The sequence below is a fragment of the uncultured Veillonella sp. genome, from assembly GCF_963551295.1.
In the GTDB taxonomy this organism is placed as follows: Bacteria; Bacillota; Negativicutes; order Veillonellales; family Veillonellaceae; genus Veillonella.
The window spans coordinates 32,148-48,244 of the sequence record NZ_CAUVFT010000002.1 but is presented as its reverse complement, the minus strand read 5'-3'; the positions used below and the strand labels follow the sequence as shown (position 1 = coordinate 48,244).

Annotated in this window: 10 protein-coding genes; 4 read left to right on the top strand and 6 right to left on the bottom strand. The window is 41.3% G+C overall.

Annotated features, from left to right (window positions below; all coding sequences use genetic code 11):
• Nucleotides 1-64 precede the first annotated feature (64 nt).
• Both RYO55_RS00645 and RYO55_RS00640 read left to right on the top strand, forming a co-directional pair.
• The gene (locus RYO55_RS00645; RefSeq protein ID WP_314983711.1) at nt 65-832 is read left to right on the top strand and encodes a metallophosphoesterase; all 768 of its coding nucleotides are present in this window, start codon (nt 65-67) and stop codon (nt 830-832) included.
• A 9-nt stretch (nt 833-841) separates the two neighbouring features.
• Nucleotides 842-1,072, top strand: coding sequence for a hypothetical protein (locus RYO55_RS00640; RefSeq protein WP_004698256.1), 231 nt, complete (start codon nt 842-844; stop codon nt 1,070-1,072).
• A gap of 243 nt (nt 1,073-1,315) precedes the next feature.
• Here the strand turns inward: RYO55_RS00640 and RYO55_RS00635 are convergent, their stop codons facing one another.
• The 3 genes from RYO55_RS00635 to crcB form a co-directional block, all read right to left on the bottom strand.
• On the bottom strand, nt 1,316-3,814 hold the full coding sequence (locus tag RYO55_RS00635; protein ID WP_314983710.1) for an S-layer homology domain-containing protein: 2,499 nt from the start codon (nt 3,812-3,814) through the stop codon (nt 1,316-1,318).
• A 419-nt stretch (nt 3,815-4,233) separates the two neighbouring features.
• A complete protein-coding gene (locus tag RYO55_RS00630; RefSeq protein ID WP_314983709.1) occupies nt 4,234-5,214 on the bottom strand; it encodes a molybdopterin-binding protein in 981 nt (326 codons plus the stop codon).
• 127 nt (nt 5,215-5,341) lie between these two features.
• Nucleotides 5,342-5,722, bottom strand: a complete 381-nt coding sequence (gene crcB, locus RYO55_RS00625; RefSeq protein ID WP_314983707.1) for a fluoride efflux transporter CrcB — start codon at nt 5,720-5,722, stop codon at nt 5,342-5,344.
• A gap of 189 nt (nt 5,723-5,911) precedes the next feature.
• On the opposite strand from crcB, the gene RYO55_RS00620 reads away from it, so the two are divergent.
• Nucleotides 5,912-6,295 (top strand): helix-turn-helix domain-containing protein, encoded by a 384-nt coding sequence (locus RYO55_RS00620; protein WP_278617732.1) that lies wholly within the window; start codon nt 5,912-5,914, stop codon nt 6,293-6,295.
• 177 nt (nt 6,296-6,472) lie between these two features.
• Here RYO55_RS00620 and RYO55_RS00615 read toward each other — a convergent pair whose 3' ends face one another.
• A complete protein-coding gene (locus RYO55_RS00615; RefSeq protein ID WP_308521259.1) occupies nt 6,473-7,180 on the bottom strand; it encodes a GntR family transcriptional regulator in 708 nt (235 codons plus the stop codon).
• Between the two features lie 208 nt (nt 7,181-7,388).
• On the opposite strand from RYO55_RS00615, the gene RYO55_RS00610 reads away from it, so the two are divergent.
• Nucleotides 7,389-8,330, top strand: a complete 942-nt coding sequence (locus tag RYO55_RS00610) for a diacylglycerol kinase family protein (protein ID WP_101928544.1) — start codon at nt 7,389-7,391, stop codon at nt 8,328-8,330.
• Between the two features lie 80 nt (nt 8,331-8,410).
• On the opposite strand, the gene addA is transcribed toward RYO55_RS00610, so the two are convergent.
• Both addA and RYO55_RS00600 read right to left on the bottom strand, forming a co-directional pair.
• Nucleotides 8,411-12,277, bottom strand: a complete 3,867-nt coding sequence (gene addA / locus RYO55_RS00605) for a helicase-exonuclease AddAB subunit AddA (RefSeq protein ID WP_314983702.1) — start codon at nt 12,275-12,277, stop codon at nt 8,411-8,413.
• Nucleotides 12,267-15,824, bottom strand: coding sequence for a PD-(D/E)XK nuclease family protein (locus RYO55_RS00600; protein ID WP_314983700.1), 3,558 nt, complete (start codon nt 15,822-15,824; stop codon nt 12,267-12,269). The genes addA and RYO55_RS00600 overlap by 11 nt, the downstream gene beginning before the upstream one ends.
• Between the last annotated feature and the right edge of the window lie 273 nt (nt 15,825-16,097).

The following is a 16,097-nucleotide window of genomic DNA, read 5'->3' as shown; positions in this document are numbered from 1 at the left end:
TACCGTATATAATTTGATATATTATTTTATATGGTTTTAACCATACATAATTGAAAGGATTTTTATGAAAGTATTTGCCATCGGCGACCTCCATCTATCTGGCAATCCTCCGACGAAGCCGATGGATATTTTTGGCCCTCACTGGAATGATCACTGGGCCCGCATCAAAGAGCATTGGAATGCCAATATAACAGATGAAGACATCGTTTTTCTCGTAGGTGATATTAGCTGGGCTCTCCGCCTCGAAGACGCTGCTTATGATTTACAAGAAATCGCATCCATGCCTGGTAAAAAATATATGATTCGCGGCAATCATGATTATTGGTGGGCATCAGCAAACAAGATGCACAATCTCATGGGTGATGCTATTACCTTTATACAAGGTCACGGCACCGCGGAGCTCATCCAAACCGAAGAAGGCCCTCGCCTTATTGCATTCGGTGGAACACGCGCCTATCTCTGTCCTGGAGACTCACACTTTTCACCAGAAACGGATCAATCCATTTACGAAAGAGAATTGATGCGTACCGAAGCAGCACTACAGGAAATGGATAAGGCAACGGCCTATTTATCATCAACATCTGATTTAAGTATAGATATAGAAAATATTCCTGTAACAAAATTATTATTACTACACTATCCTCCATTCAACGAGTCCAACGCACCTTCGGGCTTTACGGATCTCATGGAGCAATATAACGTAGATATCTGCATTTTTGGCCACTTACACGATCAAATTTCTTTTAACCGGATTCCAAAGGAATTTGGTATGACAAAACTAGAATTGGTATCTGCAGACTATCTAGATTTTAAGCTAAAGCAAATTATCTAAGGAGAGACCATGAGTCGCATTCATAAAGAACATTTACAAGCTGGCTATATCTTTGGTGACAATGTTAACCAAGAATATATTTACTTGCCTTCTGGTGAGGTAGGCACGGAGCATCCGTTAGCAGTCCTAGAAACACCAACGAAGCGCGAAGATATTACATTGGACGAAGCAGTCCATATGATTGATACCCTAACACTAAAACGTTGTAGCCACCCTACACTAGGTAAAAAATCATTTTAATAACGCCATCAATAATGTAATTAATTGAACAAAATAATAAAATAGCGGATAGTTGACTATAATCTGCACTCCAGAAAAGGATCATAATTTCTGATTTCTGAAAGTGCAGATTGTTATTAACTCAACTATCCGCTAGATGAAAAGAGGCTGTTTATCACAGCCTCCTTTGTTTTTTCTTTAGTTTATACAAGAACTATTTTGTTGTCTTCCTTTTAGTTTAAAAGGTTAATTCATGACAAGTAATTACTTCGCATTACGCTCGATATGACTACCATAAACATCTCTGTAATCATTAGTTTGCTTATTGTCTTTATTGTTTACACGAAGTCGTTCTACCTTATGACGGTCATTGTCTTTACCCGAGATTCGATCTACACGAGTGCGATCCAAGTCACGAAGACGAGCCAATTCAGGATTAAATTCGTTAATTGCACGTCCCATTTTGCCATCAATTGGAGCACCCAATTGTAAAGCACGGTAAATAATCGCAGCATATTCATAACGAGTCATTGCGCGATCGCCTTTAAATTCGCCATCAGGATAGCCTTCAACAAGACCTTTATCAGCCAAGTCTTTTACATATTCATAAGCCCAGTGATTAGCTGGTACATCAGGGAAGTTCACATCTTTCATTTCATACTGAGGAGCCATTCCCATGGATGCCTTCATTTGTTGAATCTCTACATTTTGGGCTTTTACAATGGCCTTTAAGTCTTGAACCTCTTTAGCCAAAGCTACTCTAGAAGTAGATACACCATTTTTTTGACCTAATTTCAATGAAACGCCGGCATTGACCATGTTTTCACCGTTACCCATGGATCCAGCTACGCTGAACATAGTGTCTTCATTTGGTCTGTAGAAAGCACCTAATGCCATCGCATTTTCACCGGCATAGTTACCGTAACCAGCCGCAAAATTCCATTTATCATCAGGATCAAAATCCAATGGATGAATAGCCGCTAATGCAGCCGCACCAGCACCAACTTTTCCTATTTTGCTATTTAATAGGTTCACACCATTACTAATACCGCTAGTAGCTTGATACAATTGGCTACCGTTAACGGCATCTTTAGATGTAGCGGATACTTCACCATCGGCTACATTAGTGATTTTATTGCCACCATTATTTAGACCTTTATTGTCCAAAGAAACATTACCAAATTTAACTTTATCTACAGATACTTTGTAATCAGTACCACCAGCAGCATTTGTGCTTGTAGTTACAGTTACATTATTACCTGCAGAAATGCTAGTATGTTTTTTAGCTTCTTTTAATGCTTCTGTGGCTAAAGTCTTATTATATTCAATACGACGTTCATGACTTTCGATACGCTCACTATGATTTTCAATTCGAGCATCATGATTATCAACACGATTATCTAAATAATCTAAACGCTTATCTTGATTGTCAATACGTTTTTCTTGATTATTCATCCGTTCAGTTTGATTTTTTAATTGAATGTCATGATTTTGAATTTGATCTTCATGACGAAGTAAATCAGCATCTTGACGAAGATTTTCTTTAGTTAAACGAGTAATTTGATTATCATGATTTACAATTAATTTATTATGTTTTTCTAATTCTTGACTATGTCCATTTAAAATATCTTCATGTTTTTGTAAGACATCTGTATGATCTTTTAATTTTCGTTCATTGTCGGCAATTTTTTCTTTATTTTTATCGATTTCATTAATATTATTTTGAATTAATGTATTGTGATTATTAAGAATTCCGCCCACTGTATTTGCTACTGCATATAATTGACTACCATTTATAGCATCCGTGCTATCAGAAGATACTTTCCCAGATGCTACATTAATCACCTGACGTTCTTTACCAGATGCACCAACACTCGTAACGCCGTTACGAGCTGACCCTACCCCAGCAAAGCCGGAATAGTTAATACCATTTATATTAGCTTGTGTTTCTGTTGTGGCAGCTCTATCGGTAGATGCATTGCCTAAGAGAACACTATTTCCTTGTGTTGACGTCACATTACTGCCCAGTACATATGTATTTGCTTGCGCTACGTTATTTCTAACCCCAAAAGCGCCAGAATCAATGCCAGAGACAGAATTACTGCTACCAATTCCAACTCCACCACGTGCAGTAATCGTATTACCTGAACCTAGTGCAACAGCATTTGCAGCACCAGCATTAGCATTATTACCTACAGCAGTTGAACTCTCTTCAGCTTTTGCATTATATCCAACAGCTACTGAACGATTTCCCTTTGCTCTAGCATCATTACCATATGCTGAAGAGAAATTACCAGATGCCTCAGCATTAAAGCCAGTAGCGGTACTTGAAATACCACTAGCCTTTGTGCTATTGCCAACCGCTGTAGAAGCTTCAGCAGATGCTTTAGCGGATGAACCAAAGGCATTTGAATTACGCCCTGAAGAAACTGATCCATGACCTATTGCAGTAGCATTTTCACCTTCTGCTCGTGCACTCCGACCAATAGCATTAGTATTATTAGCAGTTGCCTGTGCACTTCGTCCGATAGCTAGTGAAGTCTCACCAGATGCGGTAGAAGACTGTCCTACAGCAGTTGAATATGAACCGGATACCGTATTTCTGAAACCTACTGCTAAACTATGGTCACTGGTAACCGTATTTTCATCACCAAAGTGACGTGAATACTCTGTCGGATTTCCTTGTGCTTCTACATGTAATACAGTTCCCGTACCTAACGCAAGTAGTATTGCCAATGATAATGCAACTTGTTTGCTTTTCATCGTTTACTATTCCTCCCTACATCTAAAATTATAAATACAACGGATAATATATTATCATTTATAATATATATTCAACAAAACTCAGCATAAAATATGTCCATTATTAAATAATGTATTATCATTATCCTTAACTATTATTGTACTTTAAATATTAAATGAAGTAAACGATTTTTTAACAAAATAGATAAAATTATCAATTTTATCGATAAATAAAAATTCTACCAAATTCATCATACTATAAATTAATAGCATAGTAACAATATAAGGAGATAAGATTTATCTTATCTCCTTATATTGGCTATATTAACTATATTCATTATATTAGCTATACTAATTATTCTAGTTATATTGTTTGCTTTAGCTATATTACTTAGAATAGCTATATTAGTTATTCTAACTATTCTAGTTATACTAGCCTATTAGCCCAAGAATCCTCCATGACCCATCGCTATACAATCTTCTTTGGTGATTTCATCATCTGCGATGAGGCGTGGCACAATTTCATCAAAAGCAGTCGGTTTGCTGAACAATACACCACCTGGTACACCAAGAATTGGTGTGCCATCTGCACAGTAAGCAATGCAAACCATGGAACCCGGTAACACAGGCAAACCATACGTCACAACGCGATCCGCATAGCGTTTAATCGCACCTGGTGTTAAATCATCAGGGTCTACGCTCATACCGCCAGTGCAGAAAATGATATCGGCACCCGCCGCTTTCACCTTGTCGATAGCCGCCACGATATCGTCTGTATTATCCGTTACAATTTCGTGAGCTACCTTTGTAACACCAAATTCAGCACAACGTTCTTCAATGATTGGGGTGAAAGCATCTTTAATACGCCCTTCAAATACTTCAGATCCAGTCGTAACGATACCCATAGTTTTGCGTACGAAGGGCTTCACATTGAGTAAAGGCACACCGTTAGCAATCTTCTTGGCATCCTCCACTTGTTGTTCTTCTAACAATAATGGAATACAGCGCATGCCTGCTAATTTATCACCAGCTTTCACAGGTGTATTATTAAATCTCGTTACAATAGTCAGCTCTCCAATGCTGTTGATAGCGTGCAATCGTTCCACATCGACCTTGAAAAGACCATCTACATCTGCAATGGCTTCAATTTTACCTTGCGCCATAGGGCCATCATGCATGTTTTCGCCACCTGCCATATGATACAAAGCACGAGCTACATCCTCTTCGTGCAAGAAACCTTCATCTTCTGGTTCCATCACAAAGATATGCTCCTTACCAAGATCCAAGAGTTTAGGAATGTCCTCTTCTGTAATTACATGTCCACGGCGGAAGGGCGTGTCTTTCACCTCACCGATGACGATTCTTACGAGATCGTGTAATAATATTTGCCCTACGGCATCTTGTGTTCTAATAGATTTCATAATATCTCCCAAGCGATTTATAAATGCTTTACATATCTTACCTATTAATCATATATAATTAACAATGGTTAAGCTGTAACTCAAGTCACCCTATAGAATACGTATAAGATTTAACCCATTTGTGCAATTACATAGAACAGAGTAAGCGTGCTACTAATACACCAATCCAACAAAGAATTAGACCTCCTATTATTTGCACCACACCGTACCAAAGTGCTTGTACATAAGATTCAGCCATCATAAGCTGTAGCATTTCAAAGGCAAAGGTTGAAAAGGTGGTAAATGCACCTAGCCCACCTACAACGAGGAAAAATCTCGCCCACTGAGGTAGATCTGGCTTTTGCATATAAAGGCCTAAGACTAAACCGATAATGAGGCAACCAACGAGGTTTACTACTACCGTACCATACGGAAAAGAGCTGACCTTTGTCATAACCCATTCACCGAGAGCCATACGGCATAAGGCCCCAGTGGCGCCACCGAGGGCAACGGCTATGTATTTTTCCATAGTGCCTCCTTTACTTACGATAACATACTAGATGTTATGATCACATTACTATAGCATACATGTAATACTATTTTCACAATTCGTGTAATTATCTGTAATAGCCGATAATTATCTACTTTTCTATATTAGTCAGACGCTAACAATCTCAGTATACTATATTTAGAGAGTAGGGAAAAGGAAGGAGTCCCTATGAACCCCTCGGCTACACCGCTCACCGAACTGCGGATCAACACGTACGAAGACCCGTTTTTACAACATCAATATGTTTGTTTAGGTCATAAAATCGCCATTATTCGTGTGTCCCTAAATATGTCTCAACAAGAGTTAGCTCGTCACATTGGTATCAGTCGTAGTTATTTAAGTAAATTAGAATGTGGTACAGGCATCTCGGGCATGTCTTTAGAAATTCTTTTTAAAATCGCTCAAGCCTTTCAAATCAACGTAAGTCAGCTCGTAAGACTGCGTGTTATAGATTATAAAAACTGTAATGCGCACCTAACATCACACTATAAACGGCTAGAGTTTCTGAACCACACCAAGAGAACGTCTCGAAACCAAACAAAAGCAAACTAATCTAATGATCTAATATAGCTGTTAATTAAGTACAACAAATGATAACTACCTTATATTAAGATAATCTATATTAAATTTGGATTAGATATTCAAAATAATAATCAAAAAAGCTCCACCATTGGCGGAGCCTCTCATATGTCATTATGCCCATTGCATCAGCATCAGCATCAGCAAACATTATACTTCATTAAGTTTTTTATGCTGTACTTCCGCATTTGCTTTTTTGAAGATAAATGCATTGTTGATATGCTGACGCATAGCCGTTTCTGCTGCTACTTCGTCGTGGCGTTCAATAGCGTCTACGATTTGGTCATGTTCATCATCACAGTCATGTGTACGTACAGCATTGAAAGAACTGATGTACATGTCACGATTAACGCGTTCACGGAAACCTGCTAAATAATCTACAATACGTTCATTGCCAGAGTAATGAGCAATCATTGTGTGGAATCGGCTATTCACATCAACACGCTCTGTAGCATCTTCGATTTCGTGCATCTCTTTACAAAGCGCTCTTAACTCTTGCACTTGCTCAGACGTAGCATGGCGAGCACACAATCTAGCACCAAGTCCTTCCATTACTTCGCGCACTTGGTAAAGTGCTACGATTTCCTCTGGAGTGTCAGCTTTTACAGTAACACCTTTCCAAGGAACGATAACTACGAGATTATCTTTAGCCAATTTACGGAATGCTTCACGCACAGGTGTAGCACTCACTTGCAATTGTTCTGCAATTTTTACTTCGTTAAGCTTCTCTTGAGGCATCAATTTGCCTGTTAAGATAGCTGTTTTTAATGTTAAATATACTTGTTCACTGAGAGGTAATCTTTCGATAGAATCCACTGCGGACAATTTGTATTTATCTTTTGAACTTTGTCTTCCCATTACTATCCCCTAAACCTTACTAACCATTCGTGCTTTCACACTTTCAAAGAACGGTTAAAATGAGTATAATATAGTATACAACATATCTTAGAAAGTATGTTGTGCGAAATTAAGTGCATACATTACAATTATAGAACTCATCATTAAGACTGTCAATTTAACTATAGATAATAGCTATATCTCATTTTTGAAAGTAAGGAAGTATACTATGAGCCGTTGTTTGATTATCATCAACCCTGTCTCAGGAGGAGGTGCAGCGCGCCGTTATGCCCTCGATTTACAATGGAAATTGAGTACCTTGTTCGAAACGATTGAGGTCAAATTCACCAGAGGCGAAGGCGATGCTACACGTTTTGCTAAGGACGCTTGTGAACGCGGGTTTGATGCCGTATTCTGCATGGGTGGTGACGGCACTGTTAACGAAACCGTTAATGGTATTGCCCAAGGTGGATTCTCCTGTACCTTTGGGTTTATCCCCGTTGGTACAGTAAATGATATGTCTCGTGCGCTCGGCATTCACCAAAATCCAACGCAAGCTATCAGACGTATCGATATCAATGAAACTCGAACCATTGATATCGGCCGTTGTAATGATCGGTATTTCTGCAATAATATTGCAGCTGGCGTTATTCCTAAGGTTGTAGATGAAGTTACACCAAAGGAAAAGAGCATACTCGGCCCTCTCGCGTATTTCTTGAGAGCAGGCCAAGCGTTGTTCACTACAAAGGACTACACGTACCGCATCAAAACAGAGGACGATGATTTCATTTGCAAATCTCCTCTCGTTTTAGCCCTACTTACCAATGTAGTATCTAGCTTTGAGCGTTTTATGCCAGAAGCCTCTGTAGATGATGGTTATATGCGTATCATCATCTTCAAAGAATATTTTATCCTCGATATTCTCAGCGTATTACCACTCATTATCAGTGGTGCCATCTATAACTCTCGTTATACAACGACATTAACTGTGAAAAAAGCTCATATCGAACTTCTATCTGACGTCGATGATTTATCGACCAATATGGATGGTGATGCAGGTCCTGCTATGCCAGTAGACATTGAAGTATTGCCGCGCGTACTCAAAGTATTTGCACCTGCAAAGCATAAAAAGAAAAAAGCCTTAAATCTGCCTAAACTACCACATATATAACAAGTAATTGGTAACACAAAAGCTCTCTATCAACGAATAGAGAGCTTTTGTGTTTATTAATTTATAAGAATCTATACACTTTAGTCCACAATAATTGCATCATGCAAGCGGAAACTATAGATATAGCAAGCTTTTACAGGCATCCCCGTCAATCGCTGCAAGGCCTCTTTATAGAGATCCATTTGGATTTTATAGCGCTTGATGAGGTCTTCTCCGGATGTAACGCGATCCGTTTTGTAATCTACGAGAACCCATTCACCGTTCTCTTCAAAGGTCGTATCAATAATACCTTGAAGGAAGAGATTTTCCCCATCCTCTAAGGTGTCGTATACGCGTTTTCCTTCAAAGAGCATGCTAAACGGCAATTCTCGTTCGATACGTTTTGCCCTAATAAGGCGCTTACCAAGATCAGAGCTGAAAAATTTATACAAACTTATATCGCTTAATAAATTTCTCTCTTCCTCTGTGAAAGTCCCTTTCGCCACCAGTGCATCTAGTTCTTTTGTCAAAGAAGCTTGCGTATACTCAACAAGAGGCAACCATTGCATAGCCTCATGCATCAAGGTACCCCATTGAGCACCTGTCAATATATCTTCTTCGGACTGTAGTGCTTGTGGCTTTCTACCGAATACGGAATTTGCTAATTCATCCTCCGAAACTATAACAGGCTGAACACTAATATTACTAGTGTCATCGGCATTAAGATTCGGGTTCGTTGTATCTAGCTTGATAGCCTGAACCGCATCCGACACGGCTCGTTTAGCACTCAAATCTACCGTTGCAATCGGTTCATTTAGAGTATCAATAGTTCCTGCTTCAAATTCTCGCTCTTGGTAGCGTCGTTTCAATTCACTAACGGAAATTTTCGCTGTCCGACGAGTAGCATCGCTGTACGGATAGTTATAGTTAAAGCGATTCACGATTTCCTGTGGCAACTCTACAGAATTAACCGCTTTCAACTCCCGAACTTTATTGATTGTAGTCTCATCGACATCTGCTTTATAATCAAGATCACCATAAAGAGAGCCATCATGGATCTCAACCTTTAAACGACACTGTTTATCAGACAAATCAAAATAGGTAGGCCCTTCGTATTCAATAGCTACACGCAACGGATTACCACCATCTAAGTGACGAGCAAAGCCCATGATCAGCCAGTCTAGATAACTATTGGCTTGCGTGATAATATCTGTCGGTAACTGTTGAGTTTCTACGGAAGCCGCATTTTTAATGAGCTCACCCATGGTGCTTAATACACCTTTAGAATTTTTAAAGCCTTTAATAAATCCTGTCATGAATAGCTTATCTCGTGCCCGTGTCAAGGCAACATAGAGAATGCGCTGCTCCTCCGCCTTGAGGGCCGCCTCTTTTACGTCTTTCACATAGAACCAAGGCATGGTCGGAAAGGACACTCGAATATCTGGAAAATATCCTTTCAAACCAAGTCCTGCATTTTTATCGATAAGAAGCTCTGAACGCAAGTCCATCATATTGAATCTTTTTTGTACACCAGATAAAAATACTACAGGGAATTCAAGGCCCTTACTCTTATGGATGGTCATGAGGCGCACCACATTATCTGTCTCGCTCACCACATTGGCAAGTGGCATATCTTGGTTGCTGTCGCGCAAGCTTTCCACAAAGCGCAAGAACCTAAAGAGCCCGCGGAAGCCAGAAGCTTCATAGCCCTTAGCTCTATCATATAAGGCAAGCACATTAGCACGGCGCACGAGACCATTCGGCATAGCCCCTACATAGTTTACGTAATCTTGAGATTCGTAAATATCCCACAACAAATCGGTCACACCATGGCGACGCGACAAGGTGCGCCACCGCTCCATATGGCCAATGAAAGCTAATAAGCGCTCATCTTGAGCCTCTTCTGCATAGGTTGGCATGAGCGACCATAGAGAACCCTCACCAGACAGTCGCAATGCGCCTAGTTCGTTCGCATCAAGGCCTACCAGGCCAGAGTGCAATACGGCAGCCATCGGCAAATCTTGTTCCGGATTATCTATGATGGATAACAATGCCAATAAAAGTTGAATCTCTTGTGCTTCAAAGTAACCGTCTCGCTCATTTACAACCGCAGGAATCCCCGCTTGACGCATGGCTTCTACGGCACGCGTCCCCCAACCCGCCAAGGATCTGCGCAAAATAGCAAAGTCTCGCCACTCGATTTGACGGAATGTGCCATCTGGATTTTGCACCTGTTTCTTAGCAACATGGATTTCCTTGATTTTTTGAATGATGAAATCTAGCTCACGCTCGTTGTTTTCAGGGTCATCCCCTTCATCTTCGTCACTTTCACTAGCACCAAGGGTATCCTTACTCACATCTATGAGCTGTAATTCCACGTCGCCTCCAACCCAATCCTCTGGTGCATCCTCTACGATGCGGCCCGGAATGAGCGATTCAGCCTCTGTATAATTAAGCTCTGCCGCGTCTTCCGTCATGATTTGGTAGAACAAAAAGTTCGTAGCAGCCAAAATATTTGCGTCAGATCGGAAGTTTTTCGCCAAGTCGATACGTCGCTCTACCGCATCAGTCCCCCCGTAGGTGTTGTATTTCTCCATAAACAGAGAACTATCGGCCATACGGAAGCTATAAATAGCCTGTTTCACGTCCCCCACGTAGAACCTATTATCGACGCGAGAAATCAAGTTGATAATCGTCTCTTGAACGCCGTTCGTATCTTGGTATTCATCGACCATGATTTCTTTGAAAGTATCTTGCAATTCCTTTGCCACTTCAGACGGCTGAGGATCATCCTCTGTGCCAGATTCAACGAGAAGAGCCAAGCATAGATGCTCAAGATCGCTGAAATCCATGATGCCTTGCTCTTGCTTCATGTCTCTATAAGCTTTATGAAAAGCAATCGTCAGCTCTACAAGGCCTTCTATGATTGGATATTGAGCCTTAAACTGCTCTTGCAAGGTAGCTTCCGGAACGGTGAATATAGCGGTTTGCATGGCTTTGAGGTCATCTTTATTTTGACCTCCTAAAGATTTAAACTCTGCTACCAACATAGGGTCATAAGCTTGTGCCTCTTTTGAACCCATACGGAATTGATCCTTAATAAAGGTATCCATATGCTTACAAGCATCGCCCATATCATTCCAAGATTGAGCTGCTGAAAGCATACTTAGTGCAGCCAGTTGATTATCGTATATATTTTGCCATTTATGAGGACCTACTGGATCAAGTAAAATTTGCTCCATCCGCTCTAAGCGCTCTCGAATACGGTCGATAACCGCTAAATGATTCGACCACATATATTCGCCCCACATCGTATCACTAGGGTTTATGGTCATCGCCTCTTTATAAGGCTCTAAGGCTTTCCTTAGCCATCCATCAGGATTAGCAAGGGACATGGCGTAGTTATATAGGGACATAATCTTTGCCGTTAAGCCCGCATCGGATTTATCGTCGCTGAAGAAGTCCGCTAGCTCATAGATATTATAAAGACCCTCTTCATAGGATTTAGTTAATAAATCAGCCAGTACCTCTTGTTGTAGCAATGCCATTTCTGCTTCATTGCCGATACGAGCCGTTGGATTAATATCGAGCTTGTAGAAATAGGACCGGATTACCCATTGGCAAAAGGAGTGCAATGTAGAAATATGAGCAGACGGCAATAGATTGAGCTGTCGTTCAAGGCGTTCTTGCATTGCTGCATCCTCAGTGGATTCCATGGCTTTAGCCAAAGCAAGGCCAATACGAGCACTCATCTCTTGAGCTGCAGCCTTTGTGAAAGTTACAACCATGAGTTCTTGAACCGATAACGGATTATCCATATCTTTAAGACGCGTAATAATACGCTCTACGAGAACTGCCGTTTTACCAGAGCCGGCCGCAGCCGCAACAAGTAAGGTCTGATTATCTAAGGAGGAGTCCTTAGGAGCTATGATGGCAGACTCCTGCTCTGGCGTCCATTTAACCCCCATGGTTTTCACCTCCTTCGCTACTATTATTTCCGTCATTATTATTATTTTTTTCGTTGCTGTTATTTCTGTCGTTACTGTTGTTTCCGTTGTTTCCGTCGCTTAAGACCTCTTTCATCCGTTCTAATGCATCATCTTCAGACAATCTAGACAAATAATTATATCGATTACGGCTAGAGTCAAAGCGACATACCGTTCTATAATCGCAGTATGTACAAGGTCTAAAGCCATTCAATTGATATGGCTTAATCGGAAACTGTCCGTCCCCAATATGACGGCCCGTCTCAGCCATCACGTGATTTGTATAACGGCACATTACATCAAATTCACCAGTACTCTTAACCTTACGTAAATCTCTACTGGAAATGGTTTGATCTTTCTTCGTAGCAATCGGCACATAAGGGCCTCGTTTAGAACCATAGGACAAAAACTTATTGTCAATATGCGTCAACAGCTCTATATCATCGGAGAAGTACCCACTGTTTTGCCAAGCATCGCTTTCATTAGTCAACGAAACAGCATCTTCATAAGATATAGGCGCATCAGCAGGGATTTTCGGGTTCTTCACGTAAGAGTAAACCACCGCTGCAGGGGACATAGATTCGCCATGTGTTTTACCATAAGCGGATTCTAACGCTAGCAGATAGGTCATGAGTTGCAGTTTAAGGCCATAATACACATCTTGGGCCGTCACATGAGCGCCACCCGATTTGTAGTCGATAACCATACCATAGGTTTGACCATCCCGTGTATATTCGTCGATGCGGTCAATTTGCCCGATGAGGCGCAAGTAACGGTCTTCACCAAGAGGGACTCGAATAGGATCCCATCCACCTTGACGACCAAAGTCTTGCTCTAAATACTTCGTATCAAAATCACTACGCTTAGACCATTCTACGAGGCGGTCTACCGTCACATGCAATGTTCTCTGTACACGCTGTTCGATGGCCTTTTGATAGGCATCGCTCGTTTCTTCACCCAGCTGATTTTCTTGTAAGATTTCGTCTGCCACAGTGCGACATAGTTTTTCTTGTTCCTCTTCGTCAAGGTCACGCCATTGTTTGTTATTTTCTAATAGATAATTTCCTAAGCGCTCTAAATTAGCATGTAGGAATGTACCAATTTCAGGAGCACCAAAGGAGCGTACACGACGCGGTTCTAGTTTCAAACCATATTGAGCATAGAACTTAAACGGACATTGTTGGTATCGTTCAAGGCGCGTCACAGAGCCAGACATATAGCCTTTAGACAAAAATAGACCATTCACTAAATCCTGCGTTATGACAGGCACATCGTTATTATCTCGAATGCCACGTGACACCTCCGCTAAACGAGGACGATAGGTTTCGCTTTCACGAGCCCAGTTATAGAGGCCCCACCAAAGAGGATTGACCTCAAGTCCGCTAAAGAGAGCACCCCAGCGCTCGGATAATAAAGATAGACTTTGAAGTGGTCGCCACACGTAATCCGTCTCTGTATCAGGTGCAATGGAGAGAGGAATTTCTACCGCCTGATCTACGTACCCAAGGGATTCTAATCGTTTCACAATGAGGGACGGCTCAAGACCGGTTCCATCCTCACCAGAGCCCGCATAGGACAAGGTCAACGAATCGGATGCCCGCGTCATGGCGAGGTATAATAGGAAATTCTCGTTGAAAGCCTTCGGCAAAGCACCTTCTGCTAAGGTAATGCCTGCATCGGCCAATTCTTGACGCTCCTTGTCCTTGATGAGTCCTTCATCGCCCATACTTTGAGGGAACACACCTTGGTTGAGGCCCATTACAAACACCTTAGGCCACCACTGGCTGTAACCACGTTCGATGGTGGTAATCACCACATGATCTAAAGACGGAGGAATCATAGAGTAGTTTACATCGCTAAGGCCTTCTTCGAGGAGGAGCATCATCTCATCCAAGGTCAATATTTCATCCTTCATGACCATAGAAATTTCGTCTATAAAGGAAAGGACCGCATTGTACATCTGTTCATGACTAGCTTTAGCTTCTTGATCACCTATAGTTTCTGCATCCTTCGCCCATTCATAAAGGCGCTCTGGCACTTGCAATGTTTCTAACAAACTATATAATTGAGCTCCCCATTCTGCGCCCGTATGTCCATCACTATAAGCCGCAAAATCAAACCACGGAGATAAAACATCCATAATGGTTTGTCTTGCTTTGTTTACACGTGCTCTGCGTGGTGCATCTACGTGGTTATCTTCATTTTGCCCCTCATAAAAGCCTCGTAGGTACGGCCAGCTTTCACGTTCCCATTTATAATGGTCGATACCAAACTCGAGAACGTAGTTCTCTAGCTCATCTACAGCCTCACGAGTAAGCGGCATCAAGTCCGTCTTGAGCAAGAGGAACATGCTGTCTCGACTATAGTTATGACGTACGATATCAAAGAGAGCCGTCAACAGCTCGCCTAACGGATGGTTTTTCATAGGCCGCTGACGGTCGATAAAGTGCGGAATACCGTAGCGAGCAAAGACCTTTTCTAGGGTGTCACCATAGGTTTCAGACTCGCGGAGCATAATACATACATCTCGGTAACGCGCCTCTTCAGATGATTCTACATAGGCTAAAATGTGACGAGCTACAGCATCTGCTTCGCGTTCCCGGTTATAGCCTCGAATAAGCGGAATCGTTTCATCTGTAGAGTTTTTCTTACTAGGGCTAATAAAGTAATTAGACTCTAACTCTCGAACAATTTGAGGCCCTCGTTTTTCCTCAAAGCCAACCCAGTTGATACTAGAGCCATAACGAGCGACTAAGGTGTCGTAAATTTCTAAAGGGCGGCTGAAGAGATGCTCCCCTCGACGAGCTAGATTTAACGCCTTTGGAGCCATCGGTAAATCGATAGTAATAACGGCCTCCTTCGCCAAGTCAAACAAGGTATAAATCAACTCATAGTGTGTGGGCGTAAACCAATGGAAACCATCGATAAAGACGTGACTATTCTCCATGAGAGGAGATTGTGGCAATGCCTCTACGATTTCCATGATAGGATCGATGTCGCGCTCCCCATGGCGACTGAGTTCTTCTTCATAGGCAGACATACAAATAGCTAGCTCGCGCAATTTCTTTTGTAATACTTTATTTTTAACAGATTCTGCCCCTCGTTCTAGGTCCACAGGGCCTACACGGAAGGCGCGAAACTCAGAAAAGAGTTGTTGCAATACAGAGGAAAACTCAGGTCGCTTTGTGGCCTGTTCTAACAGCCCGAGTTCCTTTTGCTTTCGTTTCATTACAAGGCGCAACAACATAGACCGGCCAAAGCTTGATAAACTTGATTGACCGACCCCTTTTGAGCCTATCGATTGATATATCTGATAACCCAAACGACCAAAGCCTACGACGCGAACCGTAGTAAAGCCTTTCTCAGGCATAAATTCAGCTAACTCCCGTTCCACCCGATAGGTGGCAGGTTCAGGAACGAGCAAAATTATTGGTTCCCCTGGACAGTCTGTCATGACCTGACGTATGCGTTCATATACGGCGCGCGTCTTGCCTGATCCAGCTCGTCCATAATAGACGCTAATACTCATGAGACCTCCCTAGTGAAACTTTCACCATCTCAATTAATATAATCCACAAATTTATATTGCTCATATCAGTTAACGCATTAGAATAGCACTACACAAATTAATTGTAGCACTATACGAATTAGATATAGCATCAAACGAAATTTTTCGATATAATAAATTACTATACTGATTATTATTATATAGTAATATGACATTCTATGGCTAATTGTACAATATTTGACTCATTTGATTATATTTATTTATAATTAAGATAATATTTTATATTTTATTTAC

What these genes read in the sequence shown, in the direction of transcription:
- RYO55_RS00645 (WP_314983711.1), top strand. Translation starts at nt 65, where the DNA reads ATGAAAGTATTTGCCATCGGCGACCTCCATCTATCTGGCAATCCTCCG.
- RYO55_RS00640 (WP_004698256.1), top strand. Translation starts at nt 842, where the DNA reads ATGAGTCGCATTCATAAAGAACATTTACAAGCTGGCTATATCTTTGGT.
- RYO55_RS00635 (WP_314983710.1), bottom strand. Translation starts at nt 3,814, where the DNA reads ATGAAAAGCAAACAAGTTGCATTATCATTGGCAATACTACTTGCGTTA.
- RYO55_RS00630 (WP_314983709.1), bottom strand. Translation starts at nt 5,214, where the DNA reads ATGAAATCTATTAGAACACAAGATGCCGTAGGGCAAATATTATTACAC.
- crcB (WP_314983707.1), bottom strand. Translation starts at nt 5,722, where the DNA reads ATGGAAAAATACATAGCCGTTGCCCTCGGTGGCGCCACTGGGGCCTTA.
- RYO55_RS00620 (WP_278617732.1), top strand. Translation starts at nt 5,912, where the DNA reads ATGAACCCCTCGGCTACACCGCTCACCGAACTGCGGATCAACACGTAC.
- RYO55_RS00615 (WP_308521259.1), bottom strand. Translation starts at nt 7,180, where the DNA reads ATGGGAAGACAAAGTTCAAAAGATAAATACAAATTGTCCGCAGTGGAT.
- RYO55_RS00610 (WP_101928544.1), top strand. Translation starts at nt 7,389, where the DNA reads ATGAGCCGTTGTTTGATTATCATCAACCCTGTCTCAGGAGGAGGTGCA.
- addA (WP_314983702.1), bottom strand. Translation starts at nt 12,277, where the DNA reads ATGGGGGTTAAATGGACGCCAGAGCAGGAGTCTGCCATCATAGCTCCT.
- RYO55_RS00600 (WP_314983700.1), bottom strand. Translation starts at nt 15,824, where the DNA reads ATGAGTATTAGCGTCTATTATGGACGAGCTGGATCAGGCAAGACGCGC.